This window comes from Affinundibacterium nitidum (genome assembly GCF_014284155.1).
GTDB lineage: Bacteria > Pseudomonadota > Gammaproteobacteria > Burkholderiales > Burkholderiaceae_D > Undibacterium > Undibacterium nitidum.
This window is the reverse complement of sequence record NZ_JACOFZ010000007.1, coordinates 100,222-122,958: the sequence shown is the minus strand read 5'-3', so window position 1 is coordinate 122,958 and position 22,737 is coordinate 100,222. Positions and strand designations below refer to the sequence as shown.

The following is a 22,737-nucleotide window of genomic DNA, read 5'->3' as shown; positions in this document are numbered from 1 at the left end:
TCATTGTCAAAAAGACTTTTCGAATTGCCTCTTATTTTTAGTGCATGTGGCGCTCTGACAGCAAATTGAGAAATATGTAATGACGGGTGGTTCGTCGAGGTGATACTTTATTATTGCTTTAAAGCACGTTCTTTAAATCCAGACTATTTTTCACCACATAACCACGAAAATCACTCGCAATGATGCTAGATGCGCGTACTTTTGTATTCATTATCACACTTAGTACGATATTGATCGCGCTTGGGCTTGCGCTGGTGGCGCGCGGCCCGCTAGGCAAAGTAACAGGTATCTCACGGTGGGCAATGGCGACGGCGATGCATTCGCTCGGATGGATTTTCACCGGACTGCTACGCGGTACCGTTCCAGATCTACTTTCTATCGTCGTCGGTAACGGTTTGATCGTATTTTCGGTCATGTACTACATGATCATCATTGCCGACTTTTTACAGCAGCGTCTTAACCGCAGGCCTTGGTTTATCATGCTAGCGCTGCTCTGCACTACCTTGGTCTACTTTACGGCATTGCAAAATGATGTCGCCATTCGTACCGCGGTGATTTCTTTTTGTTTGTCTTTGATTGCCTTTCAGAGCGCGCGACTATTATTGCTTAATCGCTCCAATCTACTTCCGAGTAGTCGGTTCATGACCGGCCTATATGCCTTTTGCGGCAGCTTCATGTTGTTACGTGTTTTCTATTTTTTGCTTATTTCGACCGCACCAGATCAACAGCCATTTAGTGGAAATGGTTTTAAAGATGCGTCCCTGATCATCTTTTATCTGTTCTCAGTCTTGTTACCCTTCGGCTTTATTCTGATGTGCAATGACCGTTACTTGGTTCAACATAATCGCGCGGAGAAAGAGCTTCTGCAGAAGACACATTTATTCGAGCGCCTTTCAAGCTTAGTGCCCGGAACTATCTATCAGTATCAACGCTTTCCTGATGGGCGAAGTTGCTTTCCTTTTGCCAGTGCTGGAATTGAAAAAATCTATGAAGTGACTGCTAGTGAAGTGGAACATGATGCCTTCATGCTTTTGCAAAGGATTCATCCTGAGGATAGAGACGAAGTGATTGCGTCGATTCGTCAGTCTGCTGACACTCTGGAGACTTGGCATGCTCAATATCGCGTCGTCTTACCGCGTCAAGGGCTACGCTGGCTTATAGGGCAAGCGAAACCCGAGAAACTAAACGATGGCAGTATTCTTTGGCATGGCTACATTGCGGATTTCACTGAACAAGCGATGGTTGAAGCCAAGCAAAAACAATTAGAGCAAGAGGTTCTGCAGAGTTATCACGCGCTCGAGGCAAGTGAACAACGATTACGACGGCTAATGAATTCGAGCTTGATCGGTATGATGCAAGGGAATGCGACCGGTGTTTTGATTGAAGCCAATGACGTCTTGTTACAGCTTTTGGGTTTGCAACGATCGTCGATCGACCAAGCGGATGTGAATTGGTTCGAGTTGAGCAATCCGCCGGAGTTGACGCGGCAGATCAACGCGATTCGTAGCCTCGATCAAGTTGAATCGATTCCACCATTTGAAACATATTTATTGGATCGCGAAGGCAGGCAAATTCCTATTATGTTTGGTGTTTCGAAATTGGCCGATAGTGAAAATGAATGGGTAGGATTTGTGCTCGATCTGCGCGAACAGAAACGTATCGATCATTTGAAATCAGAATTTATTTCTATTGTGAGCCACGAGTTGCGTACTCCATTAACCTCGATACGTGGCTCCATGGGTTTACTTGAGTCAGGTGTGGTCGGAGAACTCCCAGCGAAAGCGTGGCAGTTGGTACATATCGCGCATAAGAATAGTCAGCGTTTGACGGCCCTGGTGAACGATATCTTGGATATGGAAAAACTCGCTACTGGGCAGATGGTCTTGAACATGTGTGAGTTGAATTTGTGCGAACTATTGCCGCAAGCACTTGAGGCAAATGCACCTTATGCCGAAACTTACCGCGTGCGCTATCAATTGCAAACGGAGTTCAGTCGGGCAATGGTTTTAGCCGATAGTGACAGGTTGATGCAAGTGATGGCCAATATCTTGTCGAATGCAGCAAAATTTTCATCAGAAAATGATGTGGTCGATGTGCGCCTAATCGCTAAGGACGATTCATACGTGATTGAAGTCGAAGATCATGGGCGTGGTATTCCTAGCGATTTTCACGATAGAATTTTTGGCAAATTTGCACAGGCGACCGATTCCTCTACTCGTCAAAAAGAGGGGGCGGGTTTAGGGCTGCATATATCGAAGACCCTCGTGGAAAAGATGTTGGGCAATATAGGTTTTAGCTCAGAAGAGAAAGTTAGAACAGTATTTTGGATTAGTTTGCCGAAGCTTTAGACTTCTTTCAGCACACCGCTTCTGCTACACTACGCGTCAAGATGTGTAATCAATTTTTTGTTGTAATTTCCTAGGCCAAGCGCCCCCGAGACGATAAAGTGAACCATTTCCTTGCTTAAATTTAGCTTCGATTATTAATTATTGCGATGATTAATGATCGATTTCTTGCGAGTGTTGACGCCATTGATGGTGTAACTCGCTGATACTTTGAGTAAAGGAATCATATGTCACGTCTACATCAAAAAGTAGCACTAGTTACTGGCGCCGCGCGCGGTATTGGTGCTGCAATTGCCACTCAGTTTGTAAAGCAAGGTGCCATCGTTTTCCTGACCGACATTGATGATGTGCTTGGTCTTCAACTCGCAGTTGGTTTAGGTGCTCAGGCAAGTTATCAGCATTTGGATGTGCGTGAAGAAGGGCAATGGCAAATCGTGTGTGAACGCGTGTTGCAAAAGCATGGGCGCCTCGATGTGGTGGTCAATAACGCAGGTATTACCGGCTTCGAACAGGGTTTTCGTCAGCATGATCCTGAGCATGCCAGTCTTGAAGATTGGCGTGCTGTACATCAAACCAATCTCGACGGTTGCTTCTTGGGCTGCAAGTATGCAATACGGAGCATGCGTGCCAAAGGCAGCGGTGCCATCATCAATATTTCATCTCGTTCTGGCTTAGTTGGGATCCCCGGTGCTGCGGCTTACGCTTCATCGAAAGCAGCTATTCGTAATCACACCAAGTCAGTCGCTCTGTATTGTGCAGAGCAAGGGTTGGCAATTCGATGTAATTCGATTCATCCCGCGGCAATTTTGACACCGATGTGGGAACCGCTTCTAGGTAATGATGCAGAGCGTGAGGGACGAGTACAAGCGTTTGTGAAGGACTGCCCCCTACAACGATTTGGGCATGTCGATGAAGTCGCAGCGTTGGCGGTTTTACTCGCTTCAGATGAAGCGACTTATATGACAGGAACCGAGCTCAATATCGATGGCGGCATGTTGGCTGGAACAGCACAAAGGCCGACCATGGTAAAGACCAATTGAGCCCAAGGAATGCGAGAAGTTTTTTGTCTTCTCGCATTCCTTAGCCAAATCCTATTTCTTTGGTGGCGGAGGGCGGCGATCATCCCCTGTTTTGTCTTCAGGGGGATGTTCTGGTCGTGCGAAAAGGCCTTTGGGTGACTCAGTACAGTTGCCTTTGAGTTTATCGCCGCGCGGTGTGATGATGTCGACTACATCACCTTTTTTCTTAGCCTTGCATGCTTCATAGGCTTGCGGTGGTGGTTCTCGGTGTGGTGGCTCTGAACGACTGTTCGCTGGTTTGCTCGCCGCAGCAGATTGCGGTGAAGCATGCACATTATGGGCGCCGACCAAAGCCATAAGACTGAGGCAAGTCATTGCATAGGATAGTTTGCGCATTTTGATCTCCTTCAATTGATGAAAGCCAGAGTTTAAAAAAGGAATATGAAGAAATAATGAAGCTCGCAGAAAGTTTGCGAGTTAGAAAGGTGAACACTGGCCTCCCCTCGTTAGTCTGATGTTCTTCCCTCACTTGAGTCTTGTCGACTTAATCGAATAGAATGCCATTTCATTCTATATGGAGTTCGACCGATGAAAGCCTCGTTCTGTAAATATCTTGCTTACACCCTGATTGTTTCCATATTTATGCCATTCACTTCAGCGTCTGCGGCAGAGATGTCAGCAGCGAGCCGTGTTGAAGTCGAAGTTTTATTAAATCACCTATCGAATTCTGGGTGTCAGTTCAACCGAAATGGCACTTGGTATTCAGCACAAGAAGCGAAAGCACATTTAAGCAAGAAGCTCGATTATGTTGTCGAGAAAAAATTGGCGACGACCGCAGAGCAATTCATCGATGCCGCTGCAAGTAAAAGTAGCATGAGCGGCAAGGCGTATCAGGTGAAATGCGGCAATGACGCTGCGCAAGAGAGTGCCCTATGGTTGCAGGCTGCATTGAGAGAAATACGGAATAAAAAAGCTGCCACCGGAAAATAACCAGTGGCAGCCTTTCGCTGTCAGTGTGTTGGTACGAGTTTCTTACTCTTTGTTACTTTGAGCTTGTTCTAAACCTTTTGGGTTACGGCCAAACCAGAGCCACGCCGTATCGAGGCCGCCATGATTAAGCACGATTTGATTGATATTCGCTTTGATGACTATCACCGCGAATAAACAAGCGGCCAATACCATGAGACCACCTAAGGTATAGGTTAAGACAGTGAGTTTTGCAACGTTTGGCAAGACATCGTTCGAAAAAATCATCATCAAAGATATCAAGGCAAGTGCGAGAACCAGCAATTTCAATTTGAACGTTGTTTTCATGATAGCTAATTTTGGTTGTATGAACGATAATGCTTATTAGATTTGTAGAAGCGCAAAACGCGCATCTACAGTAGTGCAGTATAGTCAATGTTTTATTCAATTCAAGTAATTTTCATTGCAGCGTGATTCGTCGTCACCGGATGAAACTCCTGAAAGTAGTGTTATGTCGTTTCCTCGTTTGCGCACCTGGTGCTCGCTCCAAATTACCGTCTGTTTGCTATGCATGTTGAGCGCCTGCGCCATGCCCCTAGCCCCCACTTACGATAAAGCGGTGAGTGAAGCCTTAAATGTTGCCAACACGGATGCGATGACACTGTTTGCGGGTGTGAGTCTCGGTGTTCAAAAGCAAGACTTTGCGAGCCGCGCGGACCAATACGCTCAGGTCATTGGCAAACTTGATGCCTTAGCGATTTCTGCCAATGCGAGACCCATTCCAAAGAACGCTGTGACTGACAAAGTGAATGCCGTACTCGATAAAACAATACCCGTTACCGTTGAACACAGTGATGCACGTTTGCCTAGCGTGGTCGCGATTCGTAAGATTGCCGAGACCATGACGAAAATGCGAGACACTGATATTAAGCAGGGTCTGACTACCTATGAAGTTATCGCTTTTAAACAGCAGGCGAGTATTTATTTTGATCAAGCGATCACTTACGAAAATTTCTTACAGCGTTAATCAAAGAGTGCTAATCATTGAGCGCTCAACATTAAATCGAAAGTAGAGTATGGGAATCAATACGGCGCAACTCGTCATCGATATGAAAGCGGCTGCCAGCACAGAGCTGAACGCTGATGTCAGTGCTTTTCGAGGCTTCTCTGAACGGCAGTTAGAGGCGATTGCGAAACAAACGGAATTTGTTGCGATCGGCATCGCCACCAAGCAAATTACTGAAGAAACCAAAGATTTTTTCCTCGACGCGATTGAGGACATGAGTCTCAATTTTGTGAAGACTTTACGTGGTTTGATTCTGGCGACGGTTGAGAAAGTGTGGAATGCTTTAGTCGGCGTGATTTGGAAAGCATTATCGGACGTGACTGGCTTGGTTTTGCCAGTACCAGTCGCAAGGATCTGATACAGTTCTCATGCTTTAACCGCGATAGAATGCCGCAGACAAGGTGTCTGCGGCGTTGAGCGATTTAGACCTTCTTCAGATAGCATGCTTTGAGCATGAAACTGCCGCCATCCATTTTGCAGTCAACCTCGTGATCACCGCCCACGATACGAATACTCTTGATTTTCGTACCTTGCTTGAGGGTAGTCGAAGAACCTTTGACTTTCAGGTCTTTGATCAATACCACTGCATCACCATCATTTAACACGTTGCCATTAGAGTCTTTAACGATGCGCTCATCGCTTTCCTCTTCGGCAGCTTGCATAGGCCACTCGTGGCCGCAATCTGCGCAAACGTAATTGTCACTATCAGGGTAAGTGTTTTCGAGGCCGCAAACAGGGCAGGCAGGTAAGCTGGACATACTATCTTTCGGGCAAAGACTCTAGTATAGCCGACTAGCCGAGCATTCCTCGCAAAAACGGGGGCGTGAAGGTTTGATATTTGTCATCCGCCATGCGTGGAGATATTCTTGTCGAATGCGAATGAAAAAAGGGCATGCCCATACCGCGCATGCCCCAAAGTGGCGACTGAGGCCTTAGTTGACAGTCGCTTTTACCGTTAATGCGCTGTAAGCACTATAGGCGTAAACGCCGAGGTAGTAACGTCCTGCTGCCGGAGCTGAAACAGTACAAGTTTCGATCGAAGTAGAGCCATCCGATTTGCATTTGTACGCAGTTGCGGTTGGTTTTACCGTCAATTGGGAGAACAAGTCGGCATCACCGTTGGCGCCATTGATGGAAAATACGACGCTAGTTTTGCCACTAGGAACGTCAATCGCATAGTAGTTCCAAGTGCCCGCACTACCGCTTTGGCCACCAAGCGCGACACCACTGGTAAGGACGACATCAGCTGGTGGAGTGGAACCCACCAAGGTACCGCTCATGCCGTAGTAACCTAAAGAAGAGTAATTAGAAAAACCATTCGATGGCGTACCTTCGGCGCCACCCGCAATCACCAAACGGTAGCTTCCAGCTGGAAGATTCAACGCCACAAATTCAGCTGTGCGATTAACACCTTTGTTACTACTAGCCACCAAAGTGTTGGCCGAGTTGTAGATCTTGGCGTCGACGTCAAGCATGCCGAAATATTCAATAGGCTCAATTTTTAGATCGAGCTTACCATTACCAGTTACCGTGAATGTGAAGGCGTCAGTATCACCGGTTTTTTCGATTTGCCCGAAGTTTTGTGCCGGGCCGATCACGCCAGTATTGCTGATGACGAGGGCTTTGCCGTTGACATTGTCATCTGCGACGAATGGCACGTTTTCATTCACGTTGGTGATGCGCAAATCGTCTTCGAAGTTGGTCGCAGTATTGTATTCGCCTTTGCTCCAGGTCCATAAACTATTGGCCCAATTGGCCCCCATCCAATAGTTACCCATGATAGGACCCCATTGATATGCTGCGATCCCTTCAAAGTATTCGCCACCAGTGCCACCGTGGTCATGGGACATCCCCATTTGGTGTCCAACTTCATGGGCGGCAGTCATACCGATACCGTAACCATAATCAAAACCAGAGGACGGGTTACGGTAGAGCGTACCGGCAGATGTCGTGCCGAATGAAGACAGCGGCGCGTTGGAGCGACCATCTTGATTCACGAAGTTAATTACGCCAGTACGTAAAATGTTGGCGGATTTCGCTGCGTTATAAACGGCAGCGTTGGTTGTGATATTGATGTTGTACATCGAATATTGGCTCGCCACTACTTGCCATGCGCGATACATATTTTCTTTAGTCACGCCATTGAGTGGTGTTGAGCCACTCATCACAGCAGTAGTGTTCAAGTAGAACACCCAAGGGCTGCCAGGTTTGCTTTCTAGTTTGGTGACATCTTCATTATTGTAGGGGCCGATGTGGGGTGCTTGGCGCTGTGCAAACGCACTGTAGACTGGGTGAACGGCGCTCGCGATAGTGGCGGTCGCTGCGTTGGTTGCAGCGACCCATTTGGCGTCGAAATCAGGAATAACCTTGGCGATCGGTACTTCGACCACGAACACAATTCCTTTGGCATCTGTACTGTATTCATAGGCCTGTTTGCTGTCATGCTTGATGAGGTAACCGCGCAATGATTTGTTTGAGCCTTTAAGGTAAAACGTGGAGTTGTTGGAATCTGCTGCCCTACCACTGATGGAGACCAAGCCGTCTTTATTATGCACGTGGCTGACGATGGTTTCTAAACCAGTCGTTGTACCCGCAGAACGTGCAGATAACGGGTTTATCGATTGTTGATTGCTAAGACTATTAATGACGGCGTCGACCGAGCCGAGTTGACGTGGCGTGCTCGCAAGTGATTGGGCGTGACCAAGCTGAGAAATGCCAGCCATCACCAGCATCATGCCTAAGCTGCTCAATTTCATTGATTTTTTCATACTACCTCCTGAATTGTCCGGTTATTGTTTTGATTAAGAAGCGTCTCACTAGCGGATAATTTAAGTCGATTTAATGATGACTTTTTGCTAGCGAGGGCCTAGTAAAACATAATTCAAGACAGGTAAATATGAGTTTGATATATTGGCTGGACAACGAGATGTATAGATAAATTAAGAAGATTTTAGTGAAATTTGTGTTTGCTTTTGTTTGTTCATATTTTGCATGCTATTTATTTGATATCAGCGTGTAATCGACGTTACCTTTAACTTTTTGTGCTGACACTTGTGCATTTTTATTATGTTGTTAATTAATAGTTATTAAAACTTGATCAGATGTGGTGAAGGGCGTGCGTGCGAGAATTTTTTAACTACAGGTAAGTAGTGGAATCGAGTTTTGCTCTGAGTTTTATGCGAGACAGAAAAAGCTGAATGCAAAAAAAAGTCATGCCGGCGTGGCATGACTATTCTTGATCTTCGTGGACGAGAGCAAATTAGAACGAACGTGCTGGCAGTAAACGGCCTTCTACTTCGCCAAAGCCAATGCGCGGCGCACCGTCTTTTTGTGCCCAGCCACGCATGATGATGCTGTCGCCGTCTTCGATGAAAACGCGTTGCTCACCATTGCTGAAGACGATAGGTTTCTTACCGCCTTCAGTCAATTCCAACAGCGAGCCTGCTTCTTCCGGCAAGGGGCCAGACTGTGTGCCAGAACCAAGGAAATCGCCTGCTTGTAAATTACAGCCATTGACTGTGTGATGCGTGACCATCTGTGAAACAGTCCAATAGGAATGACTGAAATTCGACAATGACAAGCGCTGCGCTGACAGGTCGTCTTGACGCATTTTCTCTGTTTGCAGTAAGACTTCGAGTTGGATATCAAATGCACCGCTTGTGCGCAAATCCGCATGCTCCAAGTACGCCAAAGGCTGTGGATCGGCGGCGTCACGTTGCCAGGCTTTGCGATACGGAGCCAAGGCTTCGATGGTGACGACCCAAGGTGAAATCGTCGAGGCAAAATTCTTCGCTAAGAAAGGGCCAAGCGGTTGATATTCCCAGCCTTGCACATCGCGTGCAGACCAATCATTGAGTAGGCATAAACCGAACACATGATGTTCTGCTTGATCGATGCTGATGGCATCACCCAAAGCATTGCCTTGACCAATGAAGATACCGACTTCACATTCGTAGTCCATGCGTTTCGCTGGGCCGAACGATGGAGTTGCGGCATTTGGTGGCATAGTTTGCCCAATCGGACGACGGAATTGTTGGCCTGAGACGCCGATCGACGACGAGCGGCCGTGGTAACCAATCGGCACCCATTTGTAATTCGGCAGTAAAGGATTATCTGGACGGAATAATTTACCGACAGAAGTCGCGTGATAAATCGACGTATAAAAGTCAGTGTAGTCACCAATTTGCGCCGGTAATGCGTATTCAGCCTCAACTTGCGCGATTAAAGCACCAACTAATTTTTCTTGCGCACTCGCGCCTTCGCGCAAGGCTTTGGACAAAGCCAATCGTACTTGTGATGACACGCCATTGCCTAAATTCATCAACGCATTCAAGCTCGATGCTGCTAAGGCATTTGCTAGCGCAGAGTTCGTCACCTCTGCAAAAATACCAGCTTGTTGCGCCAAATGGATATCAAGAATTTGATCACCAATCGCAACGCCAATGCGAAATTGCTCATGACTGCCCGCGCGACGAAAAACACCAAAAGGTAGGTTTTGGATTGGAAAATCGGTGTCGCTGCTATTGGCAGAATTGACCCAGCTACGCAGTGCTGGATTGTGAGTTTCATTAAGTTGTACTGACATAGGTCGCTTTCAGATGCGCAAAAATTACGCTTGATTCGGATTGAAATTTTTCTTGATACCCTGCCAGCATTGGAAATAATCTGGCTGCAATTGTGGTGAGTTCATCGCGGCACGTGTTGGCTTGATAATCGTATTGGTTTCGATCATGAAGGCCATCGTGTTATCCACTTTTTGCGGGATGCTGGTGTCGATATTGCTCGCCTTGTCAAAGGTCGGCGCGTCTGGACCATGACCGCTCATGCAGTTGTGTAAGCTAGCACCACCTGGACGGAAGCCCGCTGATTTCGCGTCGTACTGACCGTGAATCAAGCCCATAAATTCACTGGCGATATTGCGATGGAACCAAGGCGGGCGGAAGGTGTTCTCTGCCGCCAACCAACGCGGTGGGAAAATCACGAAATCGATGGTGTCGACACCAGGTGTATTGCTTGGTGATTGCAAGACCAAAAAGATCGATGGATCAGGATGATCGTAACTAATCGAACCTATCGTATTGTAATGACGCAGGTCGTATTTGTAGGGGGCCATATTGCCGTGCCATGCAACGACATCGAGTGGAGAATGGCCAATCTTCGCGCTCCACAAATTACCGCTGAATTTCGCTACCAATTGGAAGTCGCCTTCACGATCTTCATACCACGCGGTTGGCGTCAGGAAGTCACGCGGATTGGCTAAACCATTGGAGCCGATGACGCCCAAGTCTGGCAGCTTCAACATGACACCAAAATTTTCACAAACATAGCCGCGTGCGTCGCCATCAGGCAGCTCAACCTGGAAACGAACACCACGTGGAATGACCGCGATTTCTTGTGGTTCGATATCAATTAAACCCATCTCGGTTTTAATATGCAGTCGACCTTGCTGTGGAATGATTAACAGTTCCGCATCCGCATCGTAGAAAAATTTGTCGACCATATTGCGATTCGCCGCATACAAATGAATCGCGCAACCGGTTTGCGCATCGGCTGAGCCATTGCCTGCCATCGTCATCCAGCCTTCGATAAAATCAGTTGGCGTGCTTGGTATGGGTTGTGGATCCCAGCGCAATTGATTCGGTGTGCTTGGTACTTGTGTGAAGTCATTCGTCATCTGGCCATTGTTGATCTGTCCGAAAGGCTGGTGCATGGCCGCTGGGCGAATACGATAAGTCCATGAGCGACGATTTGCATGACGTGGCGCTGTGAAGGCCGTACCCGAAATCTGTTCTGCATACAGGCCGTAGGCGCATTTTTGCGGGGAGTTTTGGTTTTGCGGCAAAGCACCGGGCAGCGCTTCGGTCGCGAATTCATTGGCAAAGCCGGTCATGTAGTTCTTGTTCATCATCATTTCCAAATGAAAGGAGAAAACGGTCAAGGTAAATAGGGAAGTGCTGCACTTATTCGCTAGGCTTTCAGCCGTCTTTAGCAACAGGTCTGAATTGCTCTGTTCACTTAGCGTCGCAGAATGAGACGCTAATGTAGTGGAAAGCTCCCTTTTTTGCGATATAAATACTAAAATGTAGATCATTCATGAAATCAATAGTGGGGTAAGGTTTGATCGAAGCTAAAGACATCGACTTAAATTTGTTGGTTGTGTTTCAAGAAGTGTTTCAAGAACGACAAATTTCTAGTGTGGCGCGTAAGCTTAATTTGTCGCAGCCTGCGGTCAGTAACGCGCTCGCGCGCTTACGCAAAACCTTTAATGATGAGTTATTTGTCCGCACCTCACTAGGCATGCAGCCCACCCCTTTGGCTCAGCAGTTGGCTGACCCGATAGCTGCCGCGCTAGCTAACGTGACCAAGGCACTCAATCAACAAGAGCGTTTTGATAGTCCCAATAGCCAACGTCGTTTTACGATTGCCATGACCGACGTCGGCGAGATGTATTTCATGCCGCTCTTGATCGAGCAATGTAGGCAACTAGCACCCCATATCCAAATCGCGACCGTACGCGCCAATAGCGTGGATTTGATGGCGGAAATGGAAACAGGAAGGATAGATCTGGCCTTAGGTGCTTTTGATGAGATTTCCGGCGCACTCTATCATCGTCGCTTGTTCCAGCAAGACTATGTTTGTTTGCATCGTCAGCATCACCCAGTGCTGCGTGACGCGGGCGAGGAAGTAGGTCTGAAAGAATTCTTAGCCGCGGAGCACTTAATTGTGTCGACCAAAGAAAGTCCTTACGACAAAATTAATCAAGCATTAGAGAAGGCGGGAATCAGTGCCGGTGCGAACTTTACCGTACCGCATTTCTCAGCAGTTCCCTATATCTTGAGCCACACAGATTTGGTCGCCATCGTGCCGCAAAAATTGGCGGCGAGTGCTGCCCAGCATTTTAGACTAGCGTATAGCAAAGTGCCTCTAAAATTACCGAGCTTACAAACCAATATTTTTTGGCATCGTCGTTTTTCACAAGATGAGGGTAACCAGTGGCTGCGCCAATGCCTAGTCGATCTTTTTGCAGACATCTGAATACCACTACACAGAATTGAAAATGGTATGATCGAACCCATATCTAGTTCATTCAATATAGACTTCATTTTCTTGTACCATCACAGCTCATAAGCGCATGTCTAATCAAGACCCCCATCAGGTTCGCTCTTCACAGCCTATTAATTTGCGTACTGCTCGCAAACAGGCATCGCAGCAGCAAGCGCAATTGAGCGCTGCGGAACAGCAACGGGTCGCGCTACTAAAACAAAGGCATCAAACTTCATTGGTTGGAGCCGCTTCGCCCAAGCAGAGTCACATGACGAGTGGAAAGTTGATCGCGGGAGGTACTCTGCTATGTTCGGGCGGCATGCTTGGAGTGGCGATTATCGGCGGCTCAGGGATACTCGCAGCAATTGCAGCTGCAGGTGTGGGCTTGAGTGGCTTTTTGTATCTACATGGTGTGCGTGAAAACAAGCGGAAGCACGTGGAGCAAGCGCTACCCTTCGTTTTTCAACTTGATCACTTGCAACGAGTCGATCAATTGATCGCCAAAGTCAATGCGGAGAGTGATGAGGAAGTTCAGGTGAGTTTGCAGCAGATCAGGCAGCAACTAGATCGCGTGATGCAGATGTTGGCGAATGCTGATTCGAGATTGTCTCTCAACTTAGAACAGCGCTTTTATCTGCAGCAATTTGTCGAGCGTTATTTGCCGGATAGCTTGCAGGCATATTTGAAGGTTCCGGCACAAGCGCGTTGCGACCAAGTCATTGTAGAAAATAAAACTGCGCTGATGCTCTTGAAATCCCAGCTGATATTGCTGCAGCAAGGCTTGCAAGAACATGAATCTCACCTACAAGAAAACGCTACTGAGCAACTCGTGCAACAGCAGCGTTTTCTTGAGGCTAAGCAGGTTCAAATACCTCGCTCTTCTAACTTAGATTTGTGAACATTAGTGATTGTTCGCATTCATCGCCGCGCGTTCCATTAATTCTGCTTCATGAGCGTCGCGTATGGTCTTCGCAAGAGTAAAAGTGGTGGTGATCAAGAATAACCAACTGACCACCATATAGCTCTTTTCCCATACAGGAATATTCATACGCCATAAACCCCAAGCGGTTAATGAGAGTGCGGCGACAAAGGCTGCCCATACTGTCATCGTCCATGAGGTGGTATCGATTTGGCCATCACGGTTGTCACGAATCATTTTTGCTACGGTAAAGCTCGCGAACAAACTAAAGAACAAACCGAGTGCGACGAAGGCACGATCGAGCTCTTGTCCCGGTAACTGAATCACGCCAGCGCCAGCAGCTACGATCGCCAAAATAAATGAAACCCACACCTGAAAATGCCAGCCCTTACTATCTCGTTGCATAATGTATTGCGTTGCCATATCGAATCCTTATTGTTTGATGTTGTTAAATTTCGTTATTACTAAGCGACCTAAGTTCTTAAATTCGTTTTTTGAAACAGACTCAAAGCGCGACTGGACCAGCTAGCTCAGCTTTGTGCAGTTCGCGGGTTTGCTGTTGACGATGACGATCAAGATAGTGTTTGGCTCTCTCCAACTGATCAGCGATCACCTGATTGTTTTGTCCCATCACTTCAATTGCCTTGCTGCGGAAGTTGTCCATGGCATCCATGGCTTGAAAAGTTTGATCGAACATCTCCTTCAGCTTATCAATTCCTACCATAGGATTCTGCGCAAATTGATTGACGCGATCGACGTGTTGATTCAAGGCGCCCCCCGTTTCCGAGATCATGTTCTCTATGGTTTGATTGATGCTACTTAAGCTATCCATCACCTTGATCTGATTGCCGGTTGCCCGCGCTACCGTTTGCGCCACAACTAAGGCGCTCATGCCAGTGGTGGCGATGCGACTGCAGCCATTCATCATTTCACGTCCAGTGCGCTTCAGTACATCGAGCGCCAAATAAGCATTGGTACAAACAGCCTGTTGCGTCAACATGTCTTGCAAATTTTGTCGAGCGTAAAACAGCACCTCTTGTTCCAGCGCTTTTGCGCGAGCATGATCATTGATTTTGAGCTGTTCAACTTGCTGCTGTAATCGTGTATCCAAGGTCCGAGCGAAGTGAACTGCTGCGATCAACTTTTGCATCGCTTCCCACAACTTCACGCGTGAGGCTTCAATGTCTACAACATCACGTTGTAAGTCATCGCGTGCCGCATATAACTGCTGCATACTCTTTTGCAGTTGTGTCGATGCTGCGTGATATTTACGGAAGTAGGTTCTTAGTTTGTTTCCGTAAGGGATAATGCCTAACCATTTATTTGCTTGTAGCAAATCACCTTCTTTACCAGGGTTAAGCGCATCAAGTTGCGAACGCATTTCTTGTATGGCTTTGAATGCTGAACCTTCTTCAACGCCGATAAAGTTCGCTTGCATTAAACGCGATTGCATTAAGCCTGAGGCTACCGCGATTTCCTCGCGACCTAGGGCAAACGCACTATCGAGTTTATGTTTGAAATCTTCGCTTTGCAGATCTTCCGTCAACAAGGCATGCATAAAGCGTTCGACTTGCTCTTCGACGGCGGAACGTAAATCTGGATTCAAAGGCAACGCGCGTGCCGCTGACTCCGCATTGACCGGCGAAATCACTTCCGGTGCATTTAAGACAAATTCAGTGTTTGCAAGCGATTCAATTTGCTGATTCATGCTTTCTATTCCTATGGCTGTGGATGGATTCATTTATTCAAGCCATCGCGCTGGTCTGTGCAAATGATGTTGCCAAGACTGAAGCGGAGCAGGCTTGAGACGAACTGTGCCATTCGGAATATTAATATTCAACTTAATTGTATTTGGTTGATATTATTGATGTATTTGGTATAATATTTTTATACTTTATGCCCATGCTGTGCCTTATGCGGTGAATTGTCGGTAAAACAGTGGAATGACGGTTTCCGTTAGTTAAATGGAAGGCATAGATAAAAAAAAGCGTAGCTGTCACCAGCTACGCCACAAGGGAAACGAAACAACAATGAAGAAAACAAAGTGTCCTACTTGGTGCTCGATGAGCACCTGACTACATTAGGCTGCTTGTAACTGGTCTGGGGTATTCACCGTACGCAGTGGTTCAGCATCGATCAAGATGCGACGAGGTTTATGTGCCTCTGGAATTTCGCGTTGCAATTCGATATTGAGCAGACCGTTGTCGAGATGAGCGCCCACGACTTTGACATGGTCTGCTAGACGGAAGTTGTGTTCAAAATCGCGCGACGCGATGCCACGGTGCAGGAAGGTGCCTTGCGTTTCGGGTTTCGCTTTGCGACCAACAACTTTTAATACATCACGCTCAGTTTCAATTTCGATCTCACTGCGATCAAAACCTGCGATCGCCATACTGATACGGTATTGATCTTCGTTCACTAATTCAATGTTGTACGGTGGGTAGCTCGGCGTGGATTCTGCACGTTGTGCTTCGTTGAACAAATGTGCCAAACGATCAAAGCCGATTGCGGAACGATAGAGTGGAGAAAAGTCGAAATTACGCATGATGATTATCCTTTTTAATTGAAGCGATAAAATAAATATGAGTGGTGAAATTGATTTGCAATTTGAATCTTTTTCACCTCTGACAGACCTCACTTGAGCATCTGCTGATTCGGATATGTGGCGGGTAAAAAGACTTTTCAAGAGAAAAAAATTTATAAAAATTCGGGTCTTGAAAGGCTTAAAACTAACCCCATTTGAGACGATTTTCATTTGTTGTGTCGGTGGCTTTTAGCATGTTCATTTGAAAAACAAGGTAAAAACCGAGCGAAAAAATATTTCAAAATGCTGTCAACACAAAAAACTTGGGCACCGTTATGGCAGTACGCAGTAACAAGGCTGCGATGTAAAACGAAGTAAGGCAATATCGAATAACAGAAGCACCCTTTAGTTCTGATACAGAACACTACTTAATGGAAGAAGGATTGATCATGAAAAAGCTCACACTCTCTATCGTTGCTGCGACATTTACTTTGGGTGCAGCTTTTGCAAATGCTGCGCAAACGCAGACAGCAGCGCCTGCATCTGCAGCGAAAGCCAGCGCACCAGTAGCTGCGCCCGCTGCAGCGGCGGCATCAAGTGCCCATGCATCTGCGCCTAAAGCACATGCCGCCAGTGCTGCTGCAAGTGCAGTCGCTAGCGCACCTGCTGTTAAGGCTGAAGCGAAACCAGCGGCTAAACCAGAAGTGAAAACTGAAGTAAAAGCGGCCGCTGCTAGTGCTGCAGCAAGCACAGAAAAGGCAGCAGAAAAAGCTTCTGATAAAGCAGCAGAGAAACATGGTAAAGCGACTCATAAAGCGCACAAAGCAGCATCTGCTGCGGCATCAGCAGCTTCTGCCGCCTCCATGAAATAATCGTGCAAGCATTGCAGTAAGTTGAGAAAGACGGCGCCTTGTGCGCCGTTTTCTTTTGCATTTGAGGCAGGCTTTTTTGCAGTTCGTCACACACTATCGGCAATTTATCGCCTTTTGCAGACAGCGTTCGAAAAAACGGGCAAACTTCCTTCCATGGTTCAATCAGTTAAACCTCAAGCAACACTCATTGTTCAGTATTCACTCAGTACTCACTCAGTTCTCATTTAAGGAGCTTCAAATGCGTCAATCTCGTCTTTTCGGTATGGCAGCAGCTGTTGGTACAGCACTCACATTGGTTTCAGGTTTGGCTTTGGCTGGAGAGCAAAGTCGTAATGCAACTCCATTTACAGCGATTCGTACTCAAGGTGCGTTGATCGTTGAAGTTGAAGTGGGACCAGCCTATTCAATTCGCGTGAAAGGCGACGATAAATACATTTCGCAAGTAGTTACTGATATTACTGGCGACGAGTTATTGATCAGCTACAAAGAAAAGAAAAACATCCGCATTTCCGATGATCTAAAAGTGATTGTGACAACGCCGAGTCTGACGAAATTTAAAATGGAAGGTGCGGGCATGACCACAGTTAAGAAGATTAGTGGTGACCGTTTTGATTTGAACTATGAAGGCGTTGGCATGCTGGTGATGACCGGTAAAGTGACTAACTTTAAAGTACGTGCGCAGGGCGTTGGTCATGTTGAAGCGAAAGAGTTGATTGCTGAGAACGTCGAGGCGAATGTCGAGGGTATCGGCTCAGTGAATGTGTATGCGTCGGAAAAATTGAAAGCCAATGTACAAGGCATCGGTTCTCTGAACTACTATGGACATCCAAAATCCATCAGTAAAACGGTGGACGGTATTGGTGGCGTTAGCGCAGGCAAATAAGTTACTTTGCTTGGGTTAAAGCAAGAAAAAACGGCTAGCATGATGTGCTAGCCGTTTTCTTTTGCGAATGAATTGTGCGCTTAACTTACCGTCAATTCAAAACACTATCCGCTGCAACATAGGCATACCCTAAATCGCGTGCGACTGCTTCATACGTCACTTTACCTTCACATACATTCAAGCCATTGCGCAAATGAACATCATCACGTAATGCTTGTTTCCAACCCTTGCTAGCCAAAGCAATTGCGTGACCGACTGTAGCATTGTTGAGAGCGAATGTCGAAGTGCGTGCAACCGCACCTGGCATGTTGGCCACGCAGTAGTGAATCACACCATCAACCACGTAAGTTGGTTCTGCATGAGTCGTGGCGTGTGAAGTCTCAAAACAACCGCCTTGATCAATGGCGACGTCGACGACAACTGCACCTTTCTTCATGCGAGAAATCAAATCGCGGCTGACCAGTTTCGGCGCAGCAGCACCCGGAACTAAGACGCCACCGATCACCAAATCTGCAGACAATACCGCCTCTTCTATCGATTGTGCATTGGAATACACAGTAGAAATACGATTACCGTACACTAAATCCAATTGACGCAAACGATCTATACTCTTATCGAGTACCGTGACGCGGCCACCAGTTCCTACCGCCATTTGCATGGCATTGGTGCCGACCACGCCTGCACCAATGATGACGATATGCCCAGGCGCTACTCCTGGCACACCACCGAGTAACAATCCCATACCGCCTTTGGATTTTTCTAAGTGCGCAGCACCCGCTTGGATAGACATACGACCTGCTACTTCACTCATCGGCGCCAACAATGGTAAGCCACCATTCGCACCGGTGATGGTTTCGTAAGCGATGCAGATTGCACCAGACTTCACCAACGCAGCGGTTTGTTCTGGATCAGGAGCCAAGTGCAAATAAGTGTACAAGATCTGACCTGGGCGCAGCATCGCGCACTCAACGGGTTGCGGCTCTTTGACTTTGACGATCATTTCCGCGCGTTCAAAAATTTCTTTGGCCGTTTCGACCAGTTCTGCACCAACGGCGAGATATTGCGCATCGCTGAGTCCAATCTCAGCACCAGCATTTTTTTGTACCAATACTTGGTGCCCGCGCGACGTTAATTCACGTACTGAAGAGGGGGTCATACCCACGCGATATTCGTGGTTCTTGATTTCTTTAGGAACGCCTACGATCATGATGTCTCTCTTGTTTTTGATTTGTTGAGTTTGATGGGAACGGACGGCAGTGGCCGGGTAAGATCAGTGCCATCTTGATTGCAACAACTAAAGGGTATTAGTCGAGGAAATTATGGCACCATGCCATTTCAAGATGTTCGCTGTTTCACACAAAGCTGGATTTAAATGAATTTTGGAAATTGTGCGTTCGCACATTGTAAGAAAAGCTGTACAGTTTTCGTCTTGCTGTAAGAAATTTCAGACAGAACGTCGAAAACCTTAACCATGAGAGTCAAATAGGAGCCCATCAAATGAGCAATACTGTCACGCTTCACCGTGTCTTTACGGCACCTGCCGAACGCTTGTATCGTGCATTTCTCAACGCTGAGGCGATGGCAAAATGGATTCCACCTTATGGCTACACATGCACAGTGCATCATTTTGAGCCATTGGTCGGCGGTAGTTTCAAGATGACCTTCACCAATTTTGCCAAGCAACAAAGCCAGTCGTTTGGCGGCGAGTACATTGAGCTAGTACCGAACGAATTGATTCGTTATACCGATCAATTTGATGATCCGAATTTACCAGGTGTCCTCGACGTGATCGTTACACTTCGCCCTGTCTTGTGCGGTACTGAGTTGCGCGTTGTTCAGTCGGGGATTCCTGAGGCGATACCGCTAGAACTTTGTTATCTCGGTTGGCAAGAGTCTTTGGCGCAATTGGCCTTGCTGGTGGAGCCTGAAGTAGGATAGGTGTCGTTTTTTCTGATTGAGGCTAGGCCCTTGCGGCGCCTAGCGACTCTTTCAACCATGTTCAGGGCAGGACTACACGATAAACGGCATGACCCGCACTAACTGCCAATGTATTTTTTCCGATATAGACAACGTCGTTCGGTGTTCCGAGATACCCTGGAAGTGGCCCTAAGCGTATTCTATTACTGCCATTCATCGCACTTGTCGAACCAACCAAAGTGCTGACAGTGCCTCTGCTCGAAATCATACGGATACTGTCGTTATTACTATCGGCTACATATAGATTGCCTTGCTCGTCGAAAGTTAATCCTCGTGGGCAGTTGAATTTAGCCGATGCCGCGGCGCCATTTAGCTCTCCTGAAGACTGCGCGACGCCAGCGAAAGTCGTGACGTCTCCACTAGGACTAATCTTGCGAATGTTATGGGCGTAGCAGTCAGCAACGTAGACATTGTCGTTGCCATCAATCGTCATCCCAACTGGACGCATGAAACGAGCATTGCTGCCTCGACCATCGGTGGTTCCCGCAGTATTCGGGGAGCCGGCGAATGTGCTCACTGTTCCATCTGGGCCAATTTTTCGTATCGTACGGTGGTAATAGTCTGCGACATACAGATTGCCTTTGCTATCACTGCTTACACCACGTGGTGAGAAGAAGCGCGCATCTCTTGCAGCTCCATCCACGTTAGGGTTTGAATGAAGACCATTGTGATAAGTATCCGTTGACAATGCTCCAGCAAAGGTTGTTACTTGCCCTTCACTAGTCACTTTTCGGATGAGATTGTTGTAAGTGTCAGATACGTAAATATCGCCGTTTTTAACCAAATGAAGCGCACGGGGTGAATTAAATCGCGCAATATTTTTTAACCCGTCTGTGAATCCAAATTCGGTGGGAAAACCAGCGAGCGTTTCAACACGACCATTTGAATCGATCTTTCTAATGAGATTATTATTCGCATCGGTGACGATAATCTTTCCATTGCCATCACTTGCCAATCCAAATGGTGAATAGAAACTGGCGTACTTGCCTACCCCATCATTGGCACCGTAACTCTGCTTGCCGACCACGTTAGTAACGAGGTTGCCGCGAACCCGTCGAATCATTTTGTTGCCGAGATCGCTGACGTAGATATCGCCATTGCTGGTTTGCGTGATTCCAACAGGAGAGTTAAATGCAGCACTAGAGAGAGTTCCGTCATTGAAGTTTCCGACTTCACGGAAAGCGCCTGCCCACGATGAATTGATAAGAAATAATCTGTTGGTGTAGGAGTCAACAATCATTAATCGTCCAGCGTTGTTAAAACTGAGGACTGGGTTGTCGCTGAGGTATCCAACTTCAGTGCCAGCTGGGACTCCATTTAGCAGGTCGAAATTTTTTGTGGAAGTGTAGCTAGTACCCGAACCGCGCAATGTATACACATTAGAAGATTCGGTGTCGCTCACGACGATGTTCCCATCGGGCGCAATCGCGATGCCCGCAGGAGCTGCTGGAATATCACCTGTAATACTAATTGTTTGGACCAAACCAGCCGTATTGACGCGCCGTACCTTACCGGAAATTCCAAGTGCTGGATCTCCCATGTCAGCAATCCATATTTCACCGTTGCCATCAATCGCAATACCGATGGGTTGGGTGAATCGCGCATTGGTGCCATAGCCGTCGACAAACCCACTTTCACCCGCTTTCCCAGCCACCGTAGACACGACACCATTGGGGGTAATTTTGCGAATTGTTTTGCTGATATTTTCGGTAACGTAGATATTTCCAGTACGATCAATCGCGATGCCACGGAGTCCATTGAACTTCGCAAATCGCGCGTTGCCATCGACGCTACCAAAAGATTCTGCGATGCCCGCGATAGTGGTGACACTGCCGTCCGCAGACAGTTTCCGAACGAGGGTTCCTCCGTCAACAAAGAAAACATTATCTTGAGCATCATGCGCAATGCCGGCGGGTCCGAGTAATCGAGCGGATTCTGCTGAGCCATCAATTGCCCCCTCTAGCTCAAGGCCAGCCAGCAGCGAAATACCTGCCCCTCGTTGAATCAAAATTTGCGTACTTGAACTCGCACCACCTAAACGTGCGGTAATAGTGACGCTGAGGTCTTCCGCGATACTAGCGGCCGGCGTAAAGTACACTTGGTCGCCATTTATTTGATCCAAGGTTCCGAGAGTTTCATTCGATAGTGACCAAGTGATGACACCTGTCCCTTTGCGACTAGTCTTGATTTCGATTGCTGTCGCACCTGCTTTCACCTGTGTGCTTTGAGGCAGTAGCGTGACACTCGCTGTTAAGTCGAATTCAATGTCTCTTACTTTGACTTGCGACAATGCCTTCGATGTGTCGCCAGCTTCGATTAAAGAAGCGATCGCACTACCGCGAGTAATCGACTCTTCCGGTGTTTTGAAATTGAGTCCTTGCTGTACCGAGAAGAGCAAGCCGACGTCGACTTTGTTGTCAAGGAGTTGTGGAACCCAACCCCAGGTGGCGTCTCCCTTAAATGTATGGGCGGAGTTCAACATAGTCAGTACCAAGAAAGATTTGGTCTTTCCGGACTCCAATTCCTTAACCCAATAGCCTACCTCGTCATCACCTGGCGCACTTGGGCCGCTACGTCCGAGCACGTTCTTATAGATAATTTTGACGAAATCAGCATTTGACATATTCTTTGAATAGCCAGTCTGCTCCGAGTACAAGACAGCCGCATTGTAGAATTGGTCGGCGAGCTGATCATTACTCATACCATTACGAATTTGCTCAATCCAGTAAGCCATTCCATCGGCATCGGGAATGCGATTAAAGAAGGCGACGTAGAGTTCGGCCAGTTGTCGTAGTCTTTCGTTTGAAATCGTGATGGACTTTCCGGCGACACTGAGGTTCAGCGTATAGTCAGAGAAAATGATGGTACTGTCAGCACTCACCAAAATTTCCGCAGCGCCCGACACGTTGTCGATCAAGGCAAAACGATCGCCACGTCGTTCGATACTATAATTTTCTCTGGGAAAATTCAGGGTAATTTGCCCAGACGCAGGAGCACCTGCAAGCACCATGCTAGGGTTGGAAGTAGTTTCACGATGAGAATCACTACATGCAGAGACAATTAGCGCACAAGATAAGATGAGAATGAGTTTGCTGCGAAGTGGAGAAAAAAATTGCATCGGC

General features: G+C 47.3%; 21 protein-coding genes. 10 read left to right on the top strand and 11 right to left on the bottom strand.

What is annotated here, in order from left to right:
- Positions 1 to 179: 179 nt before the first annotated feature.
- On the top strand, positions 180 to 2,348 hold the full coding sequence (locus tag H8K36_RS15610) for a PAS domain-containing sensor histidine kinase (protein WP_186917350.1): 2,169 nt from the start codon (positions 180 to 182) through the stop codon (positions 2,346 to 2,348).
- A 224-nt stretch (positions 2,349 to 2,572) separates the two neighbouring features.
- Positions 2,573 to 3,385, top strand: coding sequence for an SDR family oxidoreductase (locus H8K36_RS15605; protein ID WP_186917351.1), 813 nt, complete (start codon positions 2,573 to 2,575; stop codon positions 3,383 to 3,385).
- A 51-nt stretch (positions 3,386 to 3,436) separates the two neighbouring features.
- Here H8K36_RS15605 and H8K36_RS15600 read toward each other — a convergent pair whose 3' ends face one another.
- Positions 3,437 to 3,760 carry a hypothetical protein gene (locus H8K36_RS15600; protein WP_186917352.1) on the bottom strand — a complete coding sequence of 108 codons (324 nt, stop codon included), beginning with the start codon at positions 3,758 to 3,760 and terminating at the stop codon, positions 3,437 to 3,439.
- 192 nt (positions 3,761 to 3,952) lie between these two features.
- Here H8K36_RS15600 and H8K36_RS15595 point away from each other — a divergent pair, with 192 nt between their 5' ends.
- Positions 3,953 to 4,354, top strand: coding sequence for a YfeK family protein (locus tag H8K36_RS15595; protein WP_230404689.1), 402 nt, complete (start codon positions 3,953 to 3,955; stop codon positions 4,352 to 4,354).
- A gap of 42 nt (positions 4,355 to 4,396) precedes the next feature.
- Here H8K36_RS15595 and H8K36_RS15590 read toward each other — a convergent pair whose 3' ends face one another.
- The gene (locus H8K36_RS15590; RefSeq protein ID WP_186917353.1) at positions 4,397 to 4,678 is read right to left on the bottom strand and encodes a hypothetical protein; all 282 of its coding nucleotides are present in this window, start codon (positions 4,676 to 4,678) and stop codon (positions 4,397 to 4,399) included.
- 241 nt (positions 4,679 to 4,919) lie between these two features.
- On the opposite strand from H8K36_RS15590, the gene H8K36_RS15585 reads away from it, so the two are divergent.
- A complete protein-coding gene (locus H8K36_RS15585) occupies positions 4,920 to 5,357 on the top strand; it encodes a hypothetical protein (RefSeq protein ID WP_186917354.1) in 438 nt (145 codons plus the stop codon).
- Between the two features lie 49 nt (positions 5,358 to 5,406).
- The gene (locus tag H8K36_RS15580; protein ID WP_186917355.1) at positions 5,407 to 5,754 is read left to right on the top strand and encodes a hypothetical protein; all 348 of its coding nucleotides are present in this window, start codon (positions 5,407 to 5,409) and stop codon (positions 5,752 to 5,754) included.
- A 64-nt stretch (positions 5,755 to 5,818) separates the two neighbouring features.
- Here the strand turns inward: H8K36_RS15580 and H8K36_RS15575 are convergent, their stop codons facing one another.
- The 4 genes from H8K36_RS15575 to hmgA all read right to left on the bottom strand — a co-directional run bounded on the left by H8K36_RS15575 (position 5,819) and on the right by hmgA (position 11,301).
- Positions 5,819 to 6,154, bottom strand: a complete 336-nt coding sequence (locus tag H8K36_RS15575; protein WP_186917356.1) for a zinc ribbon domain-containing protein YjdM — start codon at positions 6,152 to 6,154, stop codon at positions 5,819 to 5,821.
- 174 nt (positions 6,155 to 6,328) lie between these two features.
- Positions 6,329 to 8,164, bottom strand: a complete 1,836-nt coding sequence (locus H8K36_RS15570; protein ID WP_186917357.1) for a pre-peptidase C-terminal domain-containing protein — start codon at positions 8,162 to 8,164, stop codon at positions 6,329 to 6,331.
- Between the two features lie 491 nt (positions 8,165 to 8,655).
- Positions 8,656 to 9,981: a fumarylacetoacetase gene (fahA, locus tag H8K36_RS15565; protein ID WP_186917358.1), complete on the bottom strand. Its 1,326-nt coding sequence runs from the start codon at positions 9,979 to 9,981 to the stop codon at positions 8,656 to 8,658.
- A gap of 24 nt (positions 9,982 to 10,005) precedes the next feature.
- Complete coding sequence (gene hmgA, locus H8K36_RS15560; protein ID WP_230404688.1) at positions 10,006 to 11,301, bottom strand: homogentisate 1,2-dioxygenase; 1,296 nt, start codon at positions 11,299 to 11,301, stop codon at positions 10,006 to 10,008.
- A 212-nt stretch (positions 11,302 to 11,513) separates the two neighbouring features.
- Between hmgA and H8K36_RS15555 the strand changes: the two genes are divergently transcribed.
- Both H8K36_RS15555 and H8K36_RS15550 read left to right on the top strand, forming a co-directional pair.
- Positions 11,514 to 12,431 carry a LysR family transcriptional regulator gene (locus H8K36_RS15555; protein WP_186917360.1) on the top strand — a complete coding sequence of 306 codons (918 nt, stop codon included), beginning with the start codon at positions 11,514 to 11,516 and terminating at the stop codon, positions 12,429 to 12,431.
- Positions 12,432 to 12,528: 97 nt separating this feature from the next.
- A complete protein-coding gene (locus H8K36_RS15550) occupies positions 12,529 to 13,338 on the top strand; it encodes a hypothetical protein (RefSeq protein WP_186917361.1) in 810 nt (269 codons plus the stop codon).
- A 3-nt stretch (positions 13,339 to 13,341) separates the two neighbouring features.
- Here the strand turns inward: H8K36_RS15550 and H8K36_RS15545 are convergent, their stop codons facing one another.
- The 3 genes from H8K36_RS15545 to H8K36_RS15535 all read right to left on the bottom strand — a co-directional run bounded on the left by H8K36_RS15545 (position 13,342) and on the right by H8K36_RS15535 (position 15,904).
- A complete protein-coding gene (locus H8K36_RS15545; RefSeq protein ID WP_186917362.1) occupies positions 13,342 to 13,782 on the bottom strand; it encodes a YiaA/YiaB family inner membrane protein in 441 nt (146 codons plus the stop codon).
- 82 nt (positions 13,783 to 13,864) lie between these two features.
- Positions 13,865 to 15,067 carry a toxic anion resistance protein gene (locus H8K36_RS15540; protein ID WP_230404687.1) on the bottom strand — a complete coding sequence of 401 codons (1,203 nt, stop codon included), beginning with the start codon at positions 15,065 to 15,067 and terminating at the stop codon, positions 13,865 to 13,867.
- Between the two features lie 372 nt (positions 15,068 to 15,439).
- On the bottom strand, positions 15,440 to 15,904 hold the full coding sequence (locus H8K36_RS15535; RefSeq protein ID WP_186917364.1) for an Hsp20 family protein: 465 nt from the start codon (positions 15,902 to 15,904) through the stop codon (positions 15,440 to 15,442).
- Between the two features lie 428 nt (positions 15,905 to 16,332).
- Here H8K36_RS15535 and H8K36_RS15530 point away from each other — a divergent pair, with 428 nt between their 5' ends.
- Entirely contained in the window at positions 16,333 to 16,755 is a 423-nt protein-coding gene (locus H8K36_RS15530) for a hypothetical protein (RefSeq protein WP_186917365.1), read from the top strand.
- 238 nt (positions 16,756 to 16,993) lie between these two features.
- Positions 16,994 to 17,638 carry a head GIN domain-containing protein gene (locus H8K36_RS15525; RefSeq protein ID WP_186917366.1) on the top strand — a complete coding sequence of 215 codons (645 nt, stop codon included), beginning with the start codon at positions 16,994 to 16,996 and terminating at the stop codon, positions 17,636 to 17,638.
- A 91-nt stretch (positions 17,639 to 17,729) separates the two neighbouring features.
- On the opposite strand, the gene ald is transcribed toward H8K36_RS15525, so the two are convergent.
- Positions 17,730 to 18,845 (bottom strand): alanine dehydrogenase, encoded by a 1,116-nt coding sequence (ald, locus tag H8K36_RS15520; RefSeq protein WP_186917367.1) that lies wholly within the window; start codon positions 18,843 to 18,845, stop codon positions 17,730 to 17,732.
- Between the two features lie 290 nt (positions 18,846 to 19,135).
- Between ald and H8K36_RS15515 the strand changes: the two genes are divergently transcribed.
- Positions 19,136 to 19,576 carry an SRPBCC family protein gene (locus tag H8K36_RS15515; RefSeq protein WP_186917368.1) on the top strand — a complete coding sequence of 147 codons (441 nt, stop codon included), beginning with the start codon at positions 19,136 to 19,138 and terminating at the stop codon, positions 19,574 to 19,576.
- A gap of 61 nt (positions 19,577 to 19,637) precedes the next feature.
- On the opposite strand, the gene H8K36_RS15510 is transcribed toward H8K36_RS15515, so the two are convergent.
- Positions 19,638 to 22,733 carry an NHL domain-containing protein gene (locus H8K36_RS15510; RefSeq protein ID WP_186917369.1) on the bottom strand — a complete coding sequence of 1,032 codons (3,096 nt, stop codon included), beginning with the start codon at positions 22,731 to 22,733 and terminating at the stop codon, positions 19,638 to 19,640.
- Between the last annotated feature and the right edge of the window lie 4 nt (positions 22,734 to 22,737).

Excerpts from the sequence above, each read along its gene's own strand:
- H8K36_RS15580 (WP_186917355.1), top strand. The coding sequence starts at position 5,407 with ATGGGAATCAATACGGCGCAACTCGTCATCGATATGAAAGCGGCTGCC.
- H8K36_RS15530 (WP_186917365.1), top strand. The coding sequence starts at position 16,333 with ATGAAAAAGCTCACACTCTCTATCGTTGCTGCGACATTTACTTTGGGT.
- H8K36_RS15575 (WP_186917356.1), bottom strand. The coding sequence starts at position 6,154 with ATGTCCAGCTTACCTGCCTGCCCTGTTTGCGGCCTCGAAAACACTTAC.
- fahA (WP_186917358.1), bottom strand. The coding sequence starts at position 9,981 with ATGTCAGTACAACTTAATGAAACTCACAATCCAGCACTGCGTAGCTGG.
- H8K36_RS15515 (WP_186917368.1), top strand. The coding sequence starts at position 19,136 with ATGAGCAATACTGTCACGCTTCACCGTGTCTTTACGGCACCTGCCGAA.
- H8K36_RS15590 (WP_186917353.1), bottom strand. The coding sequence starts at position 4,678 with ATGAAAACAACGTTCAAATTGAAATTGCTGGTTCTCGCACTTGCCTTG.
- H8K36_RS15570 (WP_186917357.1), bottom strand. The coding sequence starts at position 8,164 with ATGAAAAAATCAATGAAATTGAGCAGCTTAGGCATGATGCTGGTGATG.
- H8K36_RS15605 (WP_186917351.1), top strand. The coding sequence starts at position 2,573 with ATGTCACGTCTACATCAAAAAGTAGCACTAGTTACTGGCGCCGCGCGC.
- H8K36_RS15540 (WP_230404687.1), bottom strand. The coding sequence starts at position 15,067 with ATGAATCAGCAAATTGAATCGCTTGCAAACACTGAATTTGTCTTAAAT.
- H8K36_RS15550 (WP_186917361.1), top strand. The coding sequence starts at position 12,529 with ATGTCTAATCAAGACCCCCATCAGGTTCGCTCTTCACAGCCTATTAAT.
- H8K36_RS15525 (WP_186917366.1), top strand. The coding sequence starts at position 16,994 with ATGCGTCAATCTCGTCTTTTCGGTATGGCAGCAGCTGTTGGTACAGCA.
- hmgA (WP_230404688.1), bottom strand. The coding sequence starts at position 11,301 with ATGAACAAGAACTACATGACCGGCTTTGCCAATGAATTCGCGACCGAA.
- H8K36_RS15585 (WP_186917354.1), top strand. The coding sequence starts at position 4,920 with ATGCCCCTAGCCCCCACTTACGATAAAGCGGTGAGTGAAGCCTTAAAT.
- ald (WP_186917367.1), bottom strand. The coding sequence starts at position 18,845 with ATGATCGTAGGCGTTCCTAAAGAAATCAAGAACCACGAATATCGCGTG.
- H8K36_RS15535 (WP_186917364.1), bottom strand. The coding sequence starts at position 15,904 with ATGCGTAATTTCGACTTTTCTCCACTCTATCGTTCCGCAATCGGCTTT.
- H8K36_RS15595 (WP_230404689.1), top strand. The coding sequence starts at position 3,953 with ATGAAAGCCTCGTTCTGTAAATATCTTGCTTACACCCTGATTGTTTCC.
- H8K36_RS15600 (WP_186917352.1), bottom strand. The coding sequence starts at position 3,760 with ATGCGCAAACTATCCTATGCAATGACTTGCCTCAGTCTTATGGCTTTG.
- H8K36_RS15510 (WP_186917369.1), bottom strand. The coding sequence starts at position 22,733 with ATGCAATTTTTTTCTCCACTTCGCAGCAAACTCATTCTCATCTTATCT.
- H8K36_RS15610 (WP_186917350.1), top strand. The coding sequence starts at position 180 with ATGATGCTAGATGCGCGTACTTTTGTATTCATTATCACACTTAGTACG.
- H8K36_RS15545 (WP_186917362.1), bottom strand. The coding sequence starts at position 13,782 with ATGGCAACGCAATACATTATGCAACGAGATAGTAAGGGCTGGCATTTT.